We start from the raw sequence: 17,515 nt of genomic DNA on the forward strand, positions 1-17,515 counted from the left end.
TCGCTCAGTGGCTTCCGCTGGGGGTCGAGGGGGCGGCGCCCAAGCGCCCCGCAGGGGTGCTATTGCCGCTGATCGGCCCACGCCGGGAACCTGCTGGGAGCAAAGGTACCTTGCTATCGTGCGCCGGTACATAGGAGGCCGTCTCCCGACTGAAACCCGGTAGGTAAAGAATCTGCCGTTGTCGGTACCACCGCTGAGCGAGGATGATGAGACCCGTCGCAGCGGCGGTATACAGCCCAAACTGACCAGCGGCGAACAGTTGCAACAGACTATACGGCGCGAAGGTAAGCCAGGTGGCGAGCAGCAGCAATGTTGCGATAAGTCCGCCGGTCCGCTTGGCCGACGGCAGGCGGGCCAAGAACACCAGATAAACAAAGACGAAAAGGGAACTGCTCAAGAGCACCGGCCAGCGGGGCAGCCGCCACAGGGTAAACGATGCCGGTAGAGCTTGTTGACCGCTGAAACTATCAGCTTCCCCTTCGCCATTGTTGGAAGTCCCTCGACTGCCGCCTGAGGCGGCATCGCCCATCAGCCAATGTTCGAGTTCTGTTTCCGGCCAAGCCGCCAATGCGATGCCCGTGGATTGCCAACTCCACTGCCACCGCGGCTGGAACGGCCCTTGCAGCCAAGGAAACGGCCCACCGGCGAGCGTCACGCGCCACCAAGTCGGACCATCCCACGCCGTGCTCGCCAGAACGGGGGGCACCAACTCCATTCGCCACCTGGACTCGGAGGACAGTACATAGCGAACTTCCAGCAGCAGGCGGGAAGCCAGCCGATAAGCGGGCAGCGGAATCTGGTAAAGGGTGGTGCCTTGCTCTGTCCTGCGGTAGGCTAGAGGCTCGACCCGGCGGCCGTCGAGGAGAAATTCCGTACTCAGCGTCGTGGCGGCGGGTAGTTCCAGAGTCAGCGAGCGTGTCAGCCAGCGCCGCAGGCGGAAGCGCGCCCGATAGCGCAGGCTCGCATCTTCCCCCGCCCAGACCTGGATCAACCCGCGTTCGGCCCACACCGTGACAGCCAAATCCTGCCGCGGCTCGACCTCTAGCTCCAAGAGGGTTTCCTCTTGGGGGGCACTGAGCACCCGCAGGGGCCAGACGGCCCGATCCGCCAGCGCTTCCAAAGGTCTGTCACGCCAGGGCAAGGACCGGACCTGGACCACCTCCGGAGCGGCAGTCGCGGACCAGAGGCGGACGAGATGCTCCCCTCGCGTGGCTTCGACCACCCGGAATAAATGGATGGGAAGTCGGGACTGCTCCGGAAGTCGCGGCAGAGCATACTCTAGGGTCAGGATCGCTTCACGGCTTTCTGACGGGAGTGTCCAGCGCCATTGCCCTGGACCGGCGGCTTCCAAAGCGGGAATGGCGGACATGCCGGCGACACTATTGGACCCCTGCAAGTGAACGCTGCGGGGAAGAGTCTCGCTGGTGCGGAGGCGAACCGTCTGTTGGATGAGGATTTGCCGTTCGGTGAGCGTGATTTCTGCCCGGCTTTCTGCAGCCAAATCCGGCCGGTAAGGTTTCCATTGCACCTGCACGGCGGCGATCGGCTGCTCGCTGGTAGCTTGCAATTGAGAGGACGAGCCGGTTTTCGAGCCGTTCCGGGGAATCGGCTGGAGCACGCCGCCTGTAGCCGCTGCTCGTCCCCCTATCCATTCCCGGTACTGGCCTTGCACCTGGAGGTCTTCGGGGACGGAAATCTGAAGCTGGGTTTGTGCGATGGCGGCACCGGGAAATCGCGGCAGAGGCAATAGCGACTCCTGGACGGGCTGGGACAGGGGCAGGTGGGCCGTCAGAGTAATCTGCACCGGTTGCTTGTAAGTGTTGGCCAAGCGAATGATCAGCGGCACGCGGGGGTCATAGCCGATGCGATGAGCCAAGGCTTGCCAGAAACCCGCCGGTGCGGAGGGGGCTTCGCTTTGAATGCCTTCAACAATGTCCGGCGGTCCCGCTTCCACACCCCGCCATTCGGGAGGAACCTCTACCACGAGCGCCTCCACTTCCCGGCGGACCGGCTCGACTTTCAGTTTCGTTTCGATATGCCAAGCGTTGGATTTGAGGGTGGCATGGTAGTGGGGTGTCAGCACGAGGCTGCCGCGCAAGGGGTGGACTTCCACGGTAGCCAGGGGTTGTGTAGGAAGGTTGTTGCCAGTAGGGCCGGTGGCCAGCCGGAAGAGGGCGGTACTGCGTTCCTCATCGCTCCCCGGTGCATCCTGCCGCCGCAGGTCGGTGCCGTGGCGCACAGCAAAACGCATGTACGGCCCGGCGATCAGACGCAGGGTGCCCGTTTGGCGGAAGACGTTGAGAGCAGCAAAAGGCCCCACGGAGAACGGCCCGCGGTGTCCTGTCTCTTCCGGGCGTGGCCGAGGTGTTCGCACACTGGCGACCAACACCCAATCGGCGGGCGCGGAACCCGGCGGAAACTCGACGAGCCACTCGGCTTTGTTACCGCTGCGCTGGAGGCTCGGCGGCAAGCCCGGACCGATCTCGGCAGAACCTGGCGGCCGCTCGGCATGCAGGAGCGCGTTGCCGGGAGTGGCGATTCGCCATTGCCGGGCTGTCCCGCGCAACGTGACACGCGCGATCGTTTCCACCGTGGCGTCGGAAAAGGTCACGGTGATGTCCCATTCCGCGGTCTGAACCCGATCTGCGGCGGGGGTCCGGGCCGGTGGCTCCCAACTTACTTCCAAGGATTCCACCGGTCCTAAAGGATAACCTCCGCTCTGGCCCGGCGGCGAAGCAAGCTGTCGCATGTCCAATGCGTTGAGACGGCGGACTTCGGGGGGGCGAGTCGGTTGGGACGGGTCGCTCCAACGTGTCACGAGATTGAGGCGGGGAATGTCCAGGCCGCTCGATTCCACCTGGAGGGTCGTGATCGCTGCGCGCGGCAAGCCGATCTCGAAACCCACTTCCCCTTTACCTCCACGGGGGGTGATGGGGGTTTCCAAGTCCAAAACGAGGGTATGTTCTCCCGCTGTCTCGACGGTCGCCAGATAGCCTTCTTCACTACTCTCCAGGACCGGCAGGCGCACCCCGTCGAGGGTTGCAGCGGTCAGTAAGCCCTTGCGGCCGCCCAGCAGCACGCTCGTTTGCGACGCCGTCGTCCGGAAGGAATTGCTCAGGCGCACCACCGCGACAGACTGCTCTCCGCGCTTTTCGATGCGTACACGAATGGCACACAGGCTTGGCGTGACTGGCTTGCGCGTCTGGGATTGCTTCCGCCGCTGTTCCAATTCGGCCAGCAGCTTCACGTACTCTTTCCAGGGTACACTGACGCGGTCGCTGCTGCCTTCATTGCCGACCCACAGCCAGGTCCCGTCCGGGAGGCGGATCGCCCCTTTGCCTTCCGCACTGGGGTTTTCGGAAGGTGTTCCGCTGGGGTTCTTCGTGGCAGGTACTTTGGCCGCCTTGCTGTCGGCGTCCTGAGCGGTCGTTGGCAGACCACTAGCTGCCAGGAGAACAGCAAGCAGGGCGGCTGCCACGGTTCGCACTGCGATCAGCCCGTTTCTGGTCATGTTCGCTCCCGATGTCTCACTGGGGGAGCCGTGATTTCACTTTGGGAGCAACGCTGCTATTTCCGCCGCTGTTACCATCATAGCGTCAATCGATTCCCGGTGTTTGGCCCGATGGGGGGAAAACTCTCCTCGGCTGCCGCAGGTCCTTTTCCAATAGTATCCCTTATAACAGCAATTCGGGCCACTGTTTCTCCTGGCTCCCCCTGCGACGCGCCCTTTTTCGGCCCTCCCCTAAATGTGGCTCCCTCCGTTTCCAGTCTCCAATCCGGGCGTTTTTCCGCTATGGCCCATCATTGGCTTTGATGTTCGACCTCGCTCGGATTATCTCCTTCTGGTGTGGGCCAGCGTTCGTCACTACTCGGTGCACGCCAATGCTCATCCCCTTCCCGCTACAGGCCAGAACGGACCCGATCCAGGCTGGAGCGGAGTAGGAGGGCGATGGCGGCGGCCAAAATCACGAAAGCTGCTGTGTGGCTGCCGTACACCAAGGCCAGGTCCTGGACGCGCCGACCGCATAGGCCCGGCACCACCATCAGCAAGAAAGCTGTCAGCATACTTCCGAGGATGAAACGCCTTAGTCGCGGGGAGGTTCCCGGAAGGGCCAGCGCTGTGACTAAGGCGATTCCCGGAAAGATCAAAGTCACGGCGTGATGCTTCCAGGTCCTCTCGCTCAGGAGTAACATGCCCAGGACGATCCAGGCATATTCCGCTCCGCGCCGCCAGCCATGGCGTTCCCCTTCACAGGTCCGGCAGAGGTAAACCATCAGAACCAGAAACAGTATTCCCCAGGTTTTCGTCAGGACCCATGCAGCAGCGGGACTGAGATGCAGGACATTGTGGTACGCCGCTGGCACGGGGATGTCTCCTTCCTCGGCCGCCTGATAGCGAATAAACGAGGGACTATCCGTCAACAGGCGGTAGGTCCAGCCCACGAGGGATTGATTGGGATGTTCCGAAGTCACCTCTCCCTTGAGGAGGGGGCGTTCGATCATAAGCCGGTACCAATCGGCTAGCAGTTGCGTATTCCGTTCCCAGCCGAAGATGGCGGACGGCACCAGGAACCACCACACGATCAACCCCGCAGCGGTCGCGAGCAGAATGCGCCAGGAGCGCTTCCAGAGGAAATAGGGGACGAACAACAGCGGTGTCAGCTTGCAGGCAATGGCCAGCGAGAGGAGCGCTCCGGCGGCGGTGTCCCACTGGCGGCGCAGGCTTTCGAGCGAACCGGCGAGAAGGAAGAGAATGAAGATGTTGACGTTGTTGTGGGTCAGATCGCCGATGAGGGCTGGCAAGGCGATGGCCACGCCCACGATCTGCCCGGCTAAGGAGAGAGGCGGCGGTGCCATCAGACCTAGGCACCAGCGGATGGCCAGGAGCGCCAGGGCCGCCTTGACATACAACCACAACAAGGCCCCCGTCAGCGGCGGTAGCGCTGCGAAGGGCCACAACAGGATCGCCATGATCGGCGGATTGGGATACTCCTGCCGCCCCACGTAGATATTCTCCCCGGCGTACAGCTCATGGAGCATCCCCCGCCAGCGCAGGAAGGCGGAGCGTGTCTGGCGGCCCGCCTCATCAGGCGTGAGAACCTTGTGGTAATACTGCACCGAGATGATCGCCAAGCCCGCAAGCAGAGCTAGTGCCACTCCGAGGCGCTCGCGCCGCGCCACGGAGGGGACTTGGGCGGCTCCTTGCCAAAACTCCCGGCATTCCAAACGCGATCCGATCCATCGGAAAGCAAATCGGAGGAAAGCAAATCGAAAAGGCAGAAGTTTCATGACAGCATCCTTGCTCATTCGTCCGGTTTACTTCCGCTCGACCGGGAGGCCGATGAACCGCCTGTGCTCCGCTGTTGCGACTATTGCGGCTCCCTCCGCCCGATCAGGTGCCGCCGCTCCGTCTTCCCCTTCAGCGAGGCCCGTCTTCTCCCTTAGGAAGGCCCGCTCACATCTCCGTAAATCATGGGAGGACTAACTCAGCGGCTCGACCGTGACCTGGAGCGGCTGGGCGCCCCGGTGGACCTGTTCGGGGTCTGGACCGCAAGCCCGAATCTGGTCCGCTTTCAGCTCCGCCACCTCCAGAGGGCCAATCCAAACCGTGGACCGCCCTTTGTGGTGGGCCTCCAGCATCAAAGCCACGCATCGAGGCCAAGAGTAGCCGAAAACCTTGCGCAGCACCCCGACGACGAATTCCATCGTGTTGAGATCGTCATTGTGAAGCACGACGGCATAGGGCGGATGCCGCTGGGTGGTTGTTTCTGGTTCGGTATGTGGTATGGTGGAAGGTAGGGGCATGGTCATAAGGTCTACCGTGCTTTCCAGTTGCGGGTCCCTTGGAAACCGAGTCTGCCGCCGTCTTGTGGGCTGTCCCTTGCGTGAAGAGCAGGAACTGCTCTGTTTCGCGGCGCCCCCCATTATAAATCCCGGCGGTCTGGAAGCAATCGGGTCTTGGAGGGTGAGGGCGGGGTGGTGAGGAAGGCCTGGCTGTGGCGGGGTATTGGGTATAGCGTGGCCAACGGGCCGGGAATCGGTGAAGGTGACGCGCCAAGGCCTGGGGTAGACTTAAGAGCTAAAAGCAGGGACTAAAACATACAAGGGCCTGGGCCAAAGGCGGGAAAGGCCGCAGGGCTAAGAATTGGGGAAAAAGCCACGAAGGAGCGGGTGAGATGATGAATGTTGTCAGTCGGGTGGGAGAGGAGTCATCTCCTTTTGAGCAGACGGCAGGCGTTTGAGCCGACGACCGATGAGGGACTTTAGCGGGCCACGGAAGCCTTGCAGCGGCGGCAGAGCCAGTACCTCTGTAACAGGTGCTTGCCGCGGAGGTAGCGAATCGATTAGCATGCCGCCAAAGCAGATGGGCGGGAAGTTTTTCCAATCCATGGCGGACGATCACTCGTCAGACAGGTAGAGAGATCATGGCCAATACCGGCGTGATTCCGAAGGTCCGAGCGGGTAGCGGTCCGGATAGCGCCGCAGCCGTGGCAAACGTGACGGACTTGCCTGACCCTCCCAGCCCTGAGGACGCGTTGGTGGGCCTGTTCCAAAAGGTCCGGGATGAGTTGCTCAGCACCCTGATGTACCTGTTGGGGAATCGGGATGATGCCCAGGATGCGGCGCAGGAGGCGTTTCTGAAATGTTGGAGGAACCGCCATCAGGTGCACGAAATCCGGGATTTGCGGGCGTGGGTTTTCCGGGTCGCGCTCAACACGGCCAAAGATTATCAGCGCAGCGCCTGGCATCGCAAAACGCGACCGCTGCCGGAGGATGAAGTGATGCTGCCGGGATATGCGGACTGGGCCGGACAACATGTGGAGGATCAGGAAACTCTCGAACGCTTGCGCCGAGCCATCACGCACCTGCGCCCGGAGGAAAAGGAAGTCTTCCTCCTGCGCCAAAATGGCGAATTGACTTATGAGCAGATTGCGGAAATCCGGAATGTTCCTGTGGGCACGGTCAAGACGCAAATGCGCTCAGCCCTCATGAAGCTGCGGCAGGTGTTGAATCCGGAGGCGGGCCGCGGCGACTAGCCTCCGCCCGCGAGGACCCCGGCGTGATCTTTCCAGATAAAACCATCCGCCTTTCCCGGCTGGCTGAGCCGGTAGGGGGAGCCAGTAACCATGATGACGTGCGAACGCTGTGAGCAGTTGCTGCTCGATTATCTTTACGGCCTGGTGGAGAGTACGGAAGCCGAGGCCCTGGAGGCGCACCTGCGCGCCTGTGCTTCGTGCGCTGCAGCGCGAGGCCGGATGGAGCATTTGCAGAAACTGCTGGCCGCCGCTGCCCGCGACCGTTTCCCCCATGTCCGCTTCGATCCGCCCCGCTTCCAGGAGTGTCCGGTTCCGCGGCCTGTTTCGCTCCGCCGTGCTCCCTCCCGGCCTTCGCATCCGGCTCGCTGGCTGGCTTGGGCCGTCGCCGCTGCCATTTGGCTGACAGGACCGCTACTTTTGCTGACCTGGAGCCATCACCGCCGCCAGCTCCAGACCGCCCAGGCGAATTGGCAGGAAAGCCGCCAGTCCCTCATGGACATCGAAGGCCAGCTTCGACAGTATCAGCAGCAGCGCGAGCAACAACTGGCGGAAGCCCGCCGCCGCGTGGCTAGTGCGGAGCAATTGGCCCTTGGCTTACTGGATCGCTGGCTAGCCGAAAGCCGCAAGCTCCAACAAGCAGCGCCCGGTCCTATAGAAATCCACGGCCCCCCTCGACTCCAAGCGGGCGTTCCTAATCATCTGCTTCTCGTCTGGCGGGACACACGCCTGTCTGCCGGGGGACGCTTGCTCGCCGAGATTCGCGATCAGAACGATGCCGTCCTCTTCAGCCAACCTCTGGACCCGGAGCGTTCCGGCGAGCGGCAACTGCTGCGCATTCCCGCGCGACTCTGGAGGCAGGTGACGCCCCAGTCGGAGTTGTTCCTCGTTTTGGTCCGCGAGGATGAACGCACCCGTCATCGCAGCCCGATCCAGGAAAAAATTCGCCTGCAAGGGCCGTTGTATATCACCTTCCTCACGACGGATCGCACTCGCTATCGTCCGGGAGAGACGTTGTATTTCCGCTCCCTAACCCTGGATCGGGTGCATTTTCAGCCGCCGCCGCGAGAACAGTTTCTGGTCTATGCCCTCAAAGACCAGCATGGCCGGATTGTGTCTGGGCTGACGCAATCGGGGACCACGTCGTTGGTGCGGGCGGAAAACGGCGGGCAGGTCGTGCCGGTGTCTGGCCCGGATGGCCAACCGCTCCGGGGTGTCGGTTGCGGCGCCTTTGTCCTGCCACTGGACCTGCCCGAGGGGGAGTATGTCCTCGAGGTGAGCGAGCAGAAACATCCGGCAGGCTATGGCCCCCAAGCCGTTTTGCCGGCCCGTTGTACCGTGCGGATCGAACGGGGGCCGATGGAACAGCTCGCCAAACGTTTAGATTTCCTCGCCCCGACTTTCCGACCGGGTACGTGGGTTGAGGCCCAAGCCCTGGCCCACTTCCGCGGCCAGCCTGCAGCGAAATGGAAGGTGGAAGCAGATGCCACGGTGGATGGACATTCGGTCTCGGTGGAATTGACGCCCCACGGACATACCGACGAGCAGGGACTAGTCCGCCTCCGTTTCCCTCTGCCGCCAGAAGAGCGCTTGCCGCGAGGCGATGTGCGCTTGCAGGTCATCTTTCACACTCCTCAAGGACCGGAGCGAATCGCGCGAGCCGTGCCTGTCGCCGGTAAGCAGGTGGTCGTCGAGTTTTTCCCGGAAGGGGGACATCTGGTTGCAGGCGTCCCAAGCCGCGTCTATTTCCGAGCTACAACACCGGCCGGCCTGCCCGTGGATATCAGCGGCTTCATTACCGATGGCCAGAAGACCTTAGCCCACGTCAAAACCCTCCGAGACGCGGACCAGCCGGGTGTTAATCGCGGCTTAGGCCAGTTTACCTTTACACCAGAATTGGGCCGTCACTACTGGCTCCACCTCACGGAGCCATCTCACCTGAGCGCCCCCCTATTACCCGAAAGCTGGCGCCGCCAAGCGTCCCCCGCTTCGGTCGCTCTCGTCGGCGTCGCGGGGACTCTGAGCGCTTCCCGCGGCTTTCTGCTTCCCGCGCCCCAACCTTCGGGGGTGGTGATGCAGGTGCCGCAGCCGGTGACACAGGTAGGGGAGCCAATCCGCGTGCGGCTTTATGCCGTCGGCAAACCGCAGCGCCGGATCGTGGTGGGAGCTTACGTTCGTGGCGCCCTGCTGGAAACCCGAACGGTGACGCTGGCCAACGGGCGCTGGGAAGAAGTGGACCTTCTGAGCGATCCCCGCATCACCCTGGGAGGTGTGGTGCGCCTGACGGTCTATGAAGACTTGTCTCAAAGTGGTGCTGATGCTGATCTCCTCCCGATTGCAGAACGCCTGGTCTTCCGCCACGGCGGGCAGCGCTTGCAGATTCAGGCGGACATGCGCAAGCTGCCCGTGAAAGGGGCAACGGCTACTTCCCCCTCTGCCGCCGCTTTGCACCTATCGACCTATGACGAGAAGGGGCGGCCAACTCCGGCGATCCTCTATGCCGCGGTGGTCAACAGTGCGGATGCTCCTGGGCCACAGCAGCGGCTATTGACCACACATTTCCTCGTGGCCGGAGAAATCCAGTCTCCCGATGGACTGGAGTATGCCGACTTCCTGCTCAGCCAGCATCCCAAAGCGCCGGAGGTGCTGGACCTGGTGTTGGGTACCCAAGGCTGGCGCCGCTTCCGGGAATGGCCGGCCCCAAAGACAGCACTAGCCGCACCATTGGCTCCTGCCGCTCCCGCTGCTGCCATGCCGCCGATTTCAGACAAGATAGAGCGGCCTTGGTACGGCTCCTCGCCGGCCCTCATCACGCGACTCGGACCCACCCCGGAAGAGGCCCGCGAGCGGCTTATCGAACAGTACTGGCCCCGCTACGAACAAGCGATGCACCAATGGGAGCAAGCCCGCCAGCACCTTGCCGAATTGGAAAGCGACCCGCGCCAGCAGGCCATCCTTCAGCAATTCCATCTGCGTGTTTTGTCCCAACAAGCGGCGACAGAGCAAGCCAGCTATCAGCAAGAAGCGGCGATGCAAATCTGGCAAGCGTGGCAACAGGCACGTCCTACCATGCTAGCCCTCGGCATTTTCTTCACTCTCCTCTGCCTGGTCGCTGCCGTTCGCCGTTGGGGCGACCCCCTGCCTTGGGGAGTCAGCACCGCCGGACTGCTCTTCTCGGTCCTGGCAATGTGGTTCCTCCTCGATGGGGACAGAACTTTGCAAGGTGCGGCTCGTCCCCACGGCGATCCTCACGCCGCGACATCGGCTCAGCAGGTCGGCGAGAACAGGTTGCCCAAGTCCGCTGAGTCTGCTTTATCCACTCAGGGTGGGCAGTCTATGTTCCGTCTGAAGGAGTTGGGGCAATTCCCTCACCCTGCTAATATTCCAAACCCTGCCGCTGCGCTTCCTAGCGTTGCTTCGACGTTACCCGAATTTTCCAACAGAACTCCAGGATCACTCCAGAATAAAATGGAGTTGCCGCGAATAGACGCAGGGTCTCCCGCCCGGTCTGGCATCCTTGGCCCTGATAAAGACCGGACGGCTATGGAACTGGCTGGCCTGCCCCCGCCGAAGCAAGGAAGTTTTGGGAAAGCCCCAGCCGCACGCATTCCCCTGGATTGGGCACAGGAGCGAAACGAGGAAGCTCGGCGGCGCCAGAATGTTGGTTCCACGGGAGGGGAACCAAACCTGCCCTATTCCGTCAGGCCGCCTCGATTTCCAGGACAACCACCCCCCTCTCCGGCTGCCTCGACGAATGTGCAAGCTGGACCCGTCTCACCGGGTGGAAGTGGCATTGGTGCGGCCTTGCCGGACCGTGGAGGCCCAGCAGAGCGGGAAATGACCGATCGCGCCCGCAAAGTTCAGGAGCAAATCCAGGAGCTTAGCCGAAGTCTCGCCCAAGCTGAGGCCCTCGCCCAGCGGCTGAACTATAACCGTGCCGAGTTGTTGCAACGGGCCTGGGAACTCAAGCAGACGAAGGAGGGGCCAGAGGCTCTCCGTTCCGAGCACGACTCAGTTCCCAGCAGGCTAAAGTTAGAAACTGTGAGAACACCCTCGGCGAAAACGCGGCAATCTTCGGAGCCTGACAACAAACAGGACGAGGCGAATCAACGGCAGAACTGGCAAGTGTTGGAGTTGCTTCCGCCAGCCGCTCCTCCCCTGGTGGTCCGGGAATACGCCCCAGCGTTACCCCTGCCCGACTCACACCAGTCTGGAGACACCCTCCTGTGGATGCCCGTGATCATTGTCCCTGAAAGCGGCCAAGTGCAACTGCCACACGTCCTGGGAACGGCGCAGGGAGGGTATGACCTCATTGTGGCCGGCCATACCCAAGACGGTCGGCTGGGAGCAATCCGGACGCCGCTGTCGCAGATTTCGCCTCAACCGAGCCGTTGACGCCGCCGCGGATGCCGCCTGCACGTTTTCTGCTGATCCCGCCGATGGCGCCGCTAGGATCGGCCTTGCCCCTCCCATTTCCTTACTGTCCCGGTGCAATGCGCCCCGCTTTCTGGCCGATAGGCGCCATCAGGGGTACTACGCATGATGCCGAGGAACCAAACCAAAGCCAAAGGTCCGAGCCACGCGCGCGTTCCGCGGTGGGTTTTTCCCACTCTCGGCGTGATCGTGCTGGGAGTCGGCTTGCCGCTGTCGGTTCGCGCTCAAACCGTCGCTGTCATCGGCACTGAAACCGGAGGAGTTCCGGCCCCAGATGCCGGCCGGGTCGAAGAATCGGGAGTTTCGGGACCAAAAACTGCTTCCGACCCGCCCTCACCTCTACCCTCTGGCAAAGCGGTGGAGCCTTCAGGCCATCTGATCCGGCGTAAGGACTGGGAAGCCCGCCTCAAACCCGTTTCTCCCTTACCTCCTGCGGCAGAAGCGCCGCGGTGGAACATCACAGCCGCAGTCGGCCCCCCCTTCGGGCCGGGGTACTATCCCAGCGGTTGGCCTTACGGACCCCGCGTGGCGCCGCCCTGGAGTTATCCCGGTTTGGCCGCTGGTCCCTATGTGGGTTATCCCTGGGGTTTTCCAGGTTATTCTGCGCGGGCCGGCAGTTTCTGGTCCAATGGTCTGAGTCTCTATGGTCCGCCTGTGCCAGTGTACGGTCCCATTCCGGGGGTTTTTGGTAACGAAGACTTGGTCCGCCAATGGCGCGCGGTTCCTAATCCCGGTTTCCCGTTTGGATGGGTGGGCATTTTCGCGGCCTCGCCCCGCGTGAAGAATCCCACTGTCCGCGTCTGGCCCGCCCTGGAAGCAATCGGCGAAACCACTCCGGGCCACTCTCCCAGCATCGCTCCCAGCACGCCGGATGCGCCGCTTCCAGGATCAACCCTCCCCTTGCCTCGCCCCACGTCGTCCGCCGGATGCCTTACCCTCTCCATCCGCGTACCCCAACCCGCCGCTGAGGTCTGGATCAACGATTACAAAACGCAACAGACCGGGTTGGAGCGGTTGTTTGAATCTCCTCCCTTGCCAGAGGATCGCTTGTACGACTACCAGGTGACGGTCCGCTGGCAACAGGGGGGACAGTGGCGGCAGGAGAGCCGGCGGGTCCAGGGCCGCCCTGGCGAAGTCCTGCGCGTGGACTTTACCCGATAACTGACATATGGGGGCGATTTCTTCGCTCGAAAGGTCGAGGAACACACGCTGGGAAGGGGCCGCATCACCTCCGCAGTGACTTCAGAGAGCGAGTTTACGTCAGGGAGTGAGTTTACTTCAGGGAGCGAGCCAACTCTGGAATCCTCGATGTGACGGATATGTCTCACCTCAAAACCTTCTGTGTCGGCCAGGCACAGAGGGCGTGTTGGGGCGGTCCTTGCCGGGGGTGCATGTGCATCCTTTCACGCGATCGTCCGGCTTGGCATTGCCTTTGCATCCCTCCCTAGTCGGGTCGGAACACGCCGCATGGACCATTCCGGAGGGAGACATCATGAGCCAAACAGGATTGGAAGCCTTCGACAGCACGATTCAGACGACCAACATCTGGCTCAACGGGATCATGGAGCGGATGGGTTGGACAGATCGACATCGGGCGTATAGTGCCCTGCGGTCGGTGCTGCATGCGTTGCGGGACCATATGACCGTGGATGTGGCGGCTTCGTTTGCGGCTCAGCTTCCTTTGCTCATCCGCGGGGTGTTCTACGAAGGCTGGCATCCGGCGGGCAAACCGATCAAAGACCGCCATCGCTCGGCCTTTCTGGAGCAGGTCCGTCGCGAGTTTCGGGGCTACCCGGAGGCCGACATCGAGGAAGTGGTCAAGGCGGTGCTGCAAGAGATCTCACGCCATGTCACGACGGGGGAAGTCGAAGGGGTGAAGCAAATCCTCCCCCATGAAATTCGGGCGCTTTGGCCGTGACCACCTGAGTGGGTTTCGGAACAGACGGGTCCATCCCTGCGCACAGGACGGAATGGCAGGGGGCAGGCAAAGATAGGAGCCTCCCTGCTCTTCCGTCTCGGTGTTCCTTCGGGTATCCTAAACGCGAATGGGCTGCCGTTTCTTCCCGGATGGAACGCCGCAGTTCCCTCAGCGGGTAGCCCGAAAGGAGGGAGTTAGAGCTGCTCGTGCTACGGTGGCAAATCTCAACCCAGCTTCCCGACAATGAGGAAAAGGAGAGCTTGTCCATGCAACTGCCCATGCAGATCACCTTCCACAACATGGAACCGGATGCGGATGTCGAACAGATGGTCCGGGAGCGGGCCAATAAACTGGAACGATTCTACGAACGCATCATGTCCTGCCGGGTGGTGATCGACATTCCTCACCGCCATCACAAAAATGGCAACATGTATCAGATTCGGCTGGATATTACTGTGCCTGGCGGGGAGATTGCCGTCTCGCGGGAAGCACCGGGCCACACTCCGGCCAAGGCCCTCCCGATTGCGATCAAGGAAGCGTTTGAAGCGGCCATCCGCCAGTTGGAGGATTACGTCCGCAAGCTGCGGCATGATGTCAAGCACCTGGAATCTCTGCCGCACGCCAAGGTCCGGATCGTCTTCCCCGATCAGGATTATGGCTTCCTGATCACTGCGGATGGGCGGGAAATCTACTTCCACAAGAACGCCTTGGTCAACGCGGAGCTGCGGGACTTACAGCCGGGGACCGAGGTGGCCTTTGTGGAGCAGATGGGGGAGAAGGGACCCCAGGCCAGCACCGTGCGGGTGGTGGGCCGGCATGGCCACGCTTGAGACGCTGGAACGGACCCTGCCGTAGCGTCCGCCGGTCAGTCGCCGACGGTATCGGGGGCGAACCCCCGGCGCAGTTGATTGATGGTCACAGTGCGCGGCCAGAGGAATTGGAGCAGATAATCCGGCCCGCCCGCCTTGGACCCGATGCCACTGCGTTTGAAGCCCCCGAAGGGCTGCCGTTCCACCAAAGCACCAGTGATCTTTCGATTGATATACAAGTTCCCAACTCGGAACTCGGCAATGACTCGGCGCAGATGTTCCGGATGGCGTGTGTAGCAGCCGCCGGTGAGAGCGTAAGGGGTGCCATTGGCGATCCGCAGGGCATCCTCCAAGTCTTTCGCCCGCAAGACGGCCAGAACAGGACCGAAAATTTCCTCCTGAGCCAGCGGCGAGTCTTCGGGAACATCCGTGAAGATCGCCGGTCCGACGTAAAACCCCTGCTGTGCCAGGGGGCCTACCGAGGCGCGGTACACCAGGCGGGCATAATGTTCCGCCGCGGCTATGGTGCTCTCGATTCGCTGCCGCGCTTCGGCGTCGATCACAGGACCGATAAAACACGACGGGTCATCCGCCGGAGCGATCACCAGGCTGCGGGTTGCCTCGATTAGCCGATCCAGAAAGGCCTTATAAATCGGCTCCAAAACGATGACTCGCGAACAGGCCGAGCATTTCTGGCCGCTGTAACCAAAGGCCGAATCCACGACTCCTTTGACCGCTTCATCCAAATCGGCATCGGCATCCACGATGATTGCGTTTTTTCCCCCCATCTCCGCAATCACCCGTTTGACGTGATCCTGGCCTGGAGGAGTACGCGCCGCCGCCTCCTGAATCCACAAACCGACTCGCATCGAGCCGGTGAATGTGATGATCGAGACATCGGGATGTTCCACGAGGATCGGGCCGATCTCTTCCCCGATTCCGGGCAGGAATTGGACGACATTCGGCGGTGCTCCCGCCGCCTGAAGGCAGTCCATCAATTGGGCCGCCACGACCGAGGATTGCTCCGCGGGTTTGAGAATGACAGTATTCCCGGCGACCAGAGCAGCCGTGGCCATGCCGGTGAGGATCGCTAGCGGAAAGTTCCAGGGCGCGATGACCACAGCGACTCCCCGCGGTTCGTAAAAGTACAAATTGTCCTCTCCCGGCACATGGCAAGTCCGTGGCACCGCCAGGCGGAGCATCTCGCGCGCGTAATACTCGCAGAAGTCGATGGCTTCGGCGACATCAGCGTCGGCCTCACGCCAGGGCTTGCCAGTTTCGTAGATGATCCAGGCGCTCAGGTCCCAGCGACGTTGGCGGAACTCCTCGGCCAGACGGCGCAATAGCTCGGCGCGTTCTCGCACTGGTGTGTCCCGCCAGCGGGGGAAAGCCTGGCGAGCGGCCGCAATCGCCGCCTGGGCCTGCTCCGGGGAGGCCAAGGCAACCCGGCCCACAATCTCCGCTAGGCGCGACGGATTGACGCTCTCCAGCCAGCGGGCACCTGCCACGGCCTGCCCCGCAATCACCAATGGATAGGTGCCGCCGAACTGACTGCGGACCCGCTGCAAGGCCGCACGCATCTGTTCCTGCGCCCGGAGTCGGCTGAAGTCAGTGTGCGGCTCATTGCGGAACGCCGGCCAATCGGGTAGATCCGCCGGGGATAGGAACGGTCCATCGTTTGCCGATGACAGGGATAGTCCATCGTCTCCCCTTCCACCTCCTGACATTGGGCGAATAGGATGGGACGGAGGGGAGGGTTGGGACATCCGTAGAGAAGTAGGCGTAGCAGCAGCCTGATTCTGGGGATTCATGAGTAGAACCTCCTCGGAGGTTCCCTCCGCGAACCCTTGGCGGAGGAAGGAATCATTCGATGAGTTTTCCAACAGACGGCGGACTAAGTAAGCCATGCCGGGTAAAAGTTGGCCAAAGGGGGTGTAGATTCGGACGCGGCAGCCTAACGACCGCAGGGCGTCCTGAATGGGTTCCCCCATGCCATAGAGCATCTGGAACTCAAAGCGGGGCAGCGGCATTTCCCGTGCTTCGGCAGCGGCTAGCACGTGAGCCAGACTGCGAATGTTATGGCTGCCAAAGGCGGGGCGCAGCCATTCGCTTTGTTCCAGGAGGAAATCGCTGAGCTGCTCAAAGGCAGCATCGCTTTGCCACTTGCGCGTGAAGACGGGAACGGGCCAGCCGTTCTGGGCTGCGAGGACTGTTTCGTAATCCCAGTAGGCCCCCTTGACCAGCCGAATCCACACGGGATAGCCCCGGACGCGCTGGGTCCACTGGAGCAGCTCCTGGAGGTCGGCGGGTGTCTCCTTCAGATAGGCTTGCAGGGCGATGCCGACGTCAGTCCAGTCCCGGAACTCTGACTCACTCAGAACATCTCGGAAGATGTGCAAGGTCAAGTCCTTGACCGCATAATGTTCCATGTCGAAATTGACGAAGGCGCCGCGTTGCCGGGCCAGGCTCAGGATGGGGCGTAGGCGCTGGCGGACGGCGCCGCTGACCCGCTCCGGATCCATCGGGTCGAATTGGCTGTAAAGTGCAGAGAGCTTGATCGAGATGTTGACGCGGGGGATAGGTCCGCGATCATCACGATCGAGCAGGGGTTGTTCCGGCCAGGAGTGGACGCTCGGTGTCAGTCCTTCGAGCAGGTGGAGGTACTGGCGTTGCACAGCATCGGCTTCCGCCTCCGTGAGGGTGGCTTCGCCGAGCAGGTCCAGGGTGAAAGCCAACTGGCGCTGGCGCAAAACCTGAAGGGTTTGCAAGACTTCTTCGAGGGAGGTGCCGGCGATGAAGCGGCGCGCCAGGCGGCGGACCGACCACTGGGCGAGAGTGGCGAGCCAGCGCGACGGCAGTCCCCGTCGCGGTAAAAGGGGCAGAGTTGCCTGCACCCACCGGGGCAGATCGCTCTGCGCTTCCCGGAGGTAGGCGAGGAGATGGTCAGCGACATCCTCGGCCTGGGAGAGGGTGGGCAACGTATCGACAAAACGGAAGAGCTGGACCTTCAGCGCGCTATGGTGCATGCCGAGGCGCAAGAGGTGGTCATCGAACCAAGTGCGCGACAGGGGCTGAGGGGCGAACTGCTCCGCCCGCGCAAAAATTTCCCGGCCCCATTGCTGGGTGCGGTCCTCGATGGCCGCGGCGGAGATGGGCACTGTCGGCTCACGACCCATTGCTACTGGTCCTGATTCTCGAATCCCTGACTCGCTCCCGAAGCGGCGGCGCTATCCCATGGTTCCACCCGTATGCTACGCTTGTTCCACCGATATGCTACGCTGTAGCATGAGTAGCATGATCAGCAAAGGCGCAGCGAGAAA

General features: G+C 62.2%; 9 protein-coding genes. 5 read left to right on the top strand and 4 right to left on the bottom strand.

Translation table 11 applies throughout. The annotated features are described in order from the left end of the window. Positions 1-4 precede the first annotated feature (4 nt). The 3 genes from H0921_RS05260 to H0921_RS05270 form a co-directional block, all read right to left on the bottom strand. A complete protein-coding gene (locus H0921_RS05260; RefSeq protein ID WP_194536983.1) occupies positions 5-3,511 on the bottom strand; it encodes a hypothetical protein in 3,507 nt (1,168 codons plus the stop codon). A gap of 389 nt (positions 3,512-3,900) precedes the next feature. Next, positions 3,901-5,289, bottom strand: coding sequence for a glycosyltransferase family 87 protein (locus tag H0921_RS05265; RefSeq protein ID WP_194536984.1), 1,389 nt, complete (start codon positions 5,287-5,289; stop codon positions 3,901-3,903). 192 nt (positions 5,290-5,481) lie between these two features. After that, on the bottom strand, positions 5,482-5,811 hold the full coding sequence (locus H0921_RS05270) for an ATP-dependent Clp protease adaptor ClpS (protein WP_194536985.1): 330 nt from the start codon (positions 5,809-5,811) through the stop codon (positions 5,482-5,484). A 614-nt stretch (positions 5,812-6,425) separates the two neighbouring features. Here H0921_RS05270 and H0921_RS05275 point away from each other — a divergent pair. The 5 genes from H0921_RS05275 to H0921_RS05295 all read left to right on the top strand — a co-directional run bounded on the left by H0921_RS05275 (position 6,426) and on the right by H0921_RS05295 (position 14,216). Continuing rightward, positions 6,426-7,037: an RNA polymerase sigma factor gene (locus tag H0921_RS05275; RefSeq protein ID WP_194536986.1), complete on the top strand. Its 612-nt coding sequence runs from the start codon at positions 6,426-6,428 to the stop codon at positions 7,035-7,037. 90 nt (positions 7,038-7,127) lie between these two features. Further along, entirely contained in the window at positions 7,128-11,429 is a 4,302-nt protein-coding gene (locus tag H0921_RS05280; protein ID WP_194536987.1) for a zf-HC2 domain-containing protein, read from the top strand. A 144-nt stretch (positions 11,430-11,573) separates the two neighbouring features. Beyond that, a complete protein-coding gene (locus H0921_RS05285) occupies positions 11,574-12,629 on the top strand; it encodes a TIGR03000 domain-containing protein (RefSeq protein ID WP_194536988.1) in 1,056 nt (351 codons plus the stop codon). 331 nt (positions 12,630-12,960) lie between these two features. Continuing rightward, positions 12,961-13,386 (top strand): DUF2267 domain-containing protein, encoded by a 426-nt coding sequence (locus H0921_RS05290; RefSeq protein ID WP_194536989.1) that lies wholly within the window; start codon positions 12,961-12,963, stop codon positions 13,384-13,386. A 266-nt stretch (positions 13,387-13,652) separates the two neighbouring features. Continuing rightward, on the top strand, positions 13,653-14,216 hold the full coding sequence (locus H0921_RS05295; protein ID WP_194536990.1) for an HPF/RaiA family ribosome-associated protein: 564 nt from the start codon (positions 13,653-13,655) through the stop codon (positions 14,214-14,216). Between the two features lie 35 nt (positions 14,217-14,251). Here the strand turns inward: H0921_RS05295 and pruA are convergent, their stop codons facing one another. Further along, positions 14,252-17,371, bottom strand: coding sequence for an L-glutamate gamma-semialdehyde dehydrogenase (gene pruA, locus H0921_RS05300; protein WP_194536991.1), 3,120 nt, complete (start codon positions 17,369-17,371; stop codon positions 14,252-14,254). Positions 17,372-17,515: the final 144 nt, after the last annotated feature.

The sequence above is a fragment of the Thermogemmata fonticola genome, assembly GCF_013694095.1.
GTDB classification, from domain to species: domain Bacteria; phylum Planctomycetota; class Planctomycetia; order Gemmatales; family Gemmataceae; genus Thermogemmata; species Thermogemmata fonticola.

Excerpts from the sequence above, each read along its gene's own strand:
- H0921_RS05280 (WP_194536987.1), top strand. The coding sequence starts at position 7,128 with ATGATGACGTGCGAACGCTGTGAGCAGTTGCTGCTCGATTATCTTTAC.
- H0921_RS05270 (WP_194536985.1), bottom strand. The coding sequence starts at position 5,811 with ATGACCATGCCCCTACCTTCCACCATACCACATACCGAACCAGAAACA.
- pruA (WP_194536991.1), bottom strand. The coding sequence starts at position 17,371 with ATGGGTCGTGAGCCGACAGTGCCCATCTCCGCCGCGGCCATCGAGGAC.
- H0921_RS05260 (WP_194536983.1), bottom strand. The coding sequence starts at position 3,511 with ATGACCAGAAACGGGCTGATCGCAGTGCGAACCGTGGCAGCCGCCCTG.
- H0921_RS05275 (WP_194536986.1), top strand. The coding sequence starts at position 6,426 with ATGGCCAATACCGGCGTGATTCCGAAGGTCCGAGCGGGTAGCGGTCCG.
- H0921_RS05285 (WP_194536988.1), top strand. The coding sequence starts at position 11,574 with ATGATGCCGAGGAACCAAACCAAAGCCAAAGGTCCGAGCCACGCGCGC.
- H0921_RS05295 (WP_194536990.1), top strand. The coding sequence starts at position 13,653 with ATGCAACTGCCCATGCAGATCACCTTCCACAACATGGAACCGGATGCG.
- H0921_RS05290 (WP_194536989.1), top strand. The coding sequence starts at position 12,961 with ATGAGCCAAACAGGATTGGAAGCCTTCGACAGCACGATTCAGACGACC.
- H0921_RS05265 (WP_194536984.1), bottom strand. The coding sequence starts at position 5,289 with ATGAAACTTCTGCCTTTTCGATTTGCTTTCCTCCGATTTGCTTTCCGA.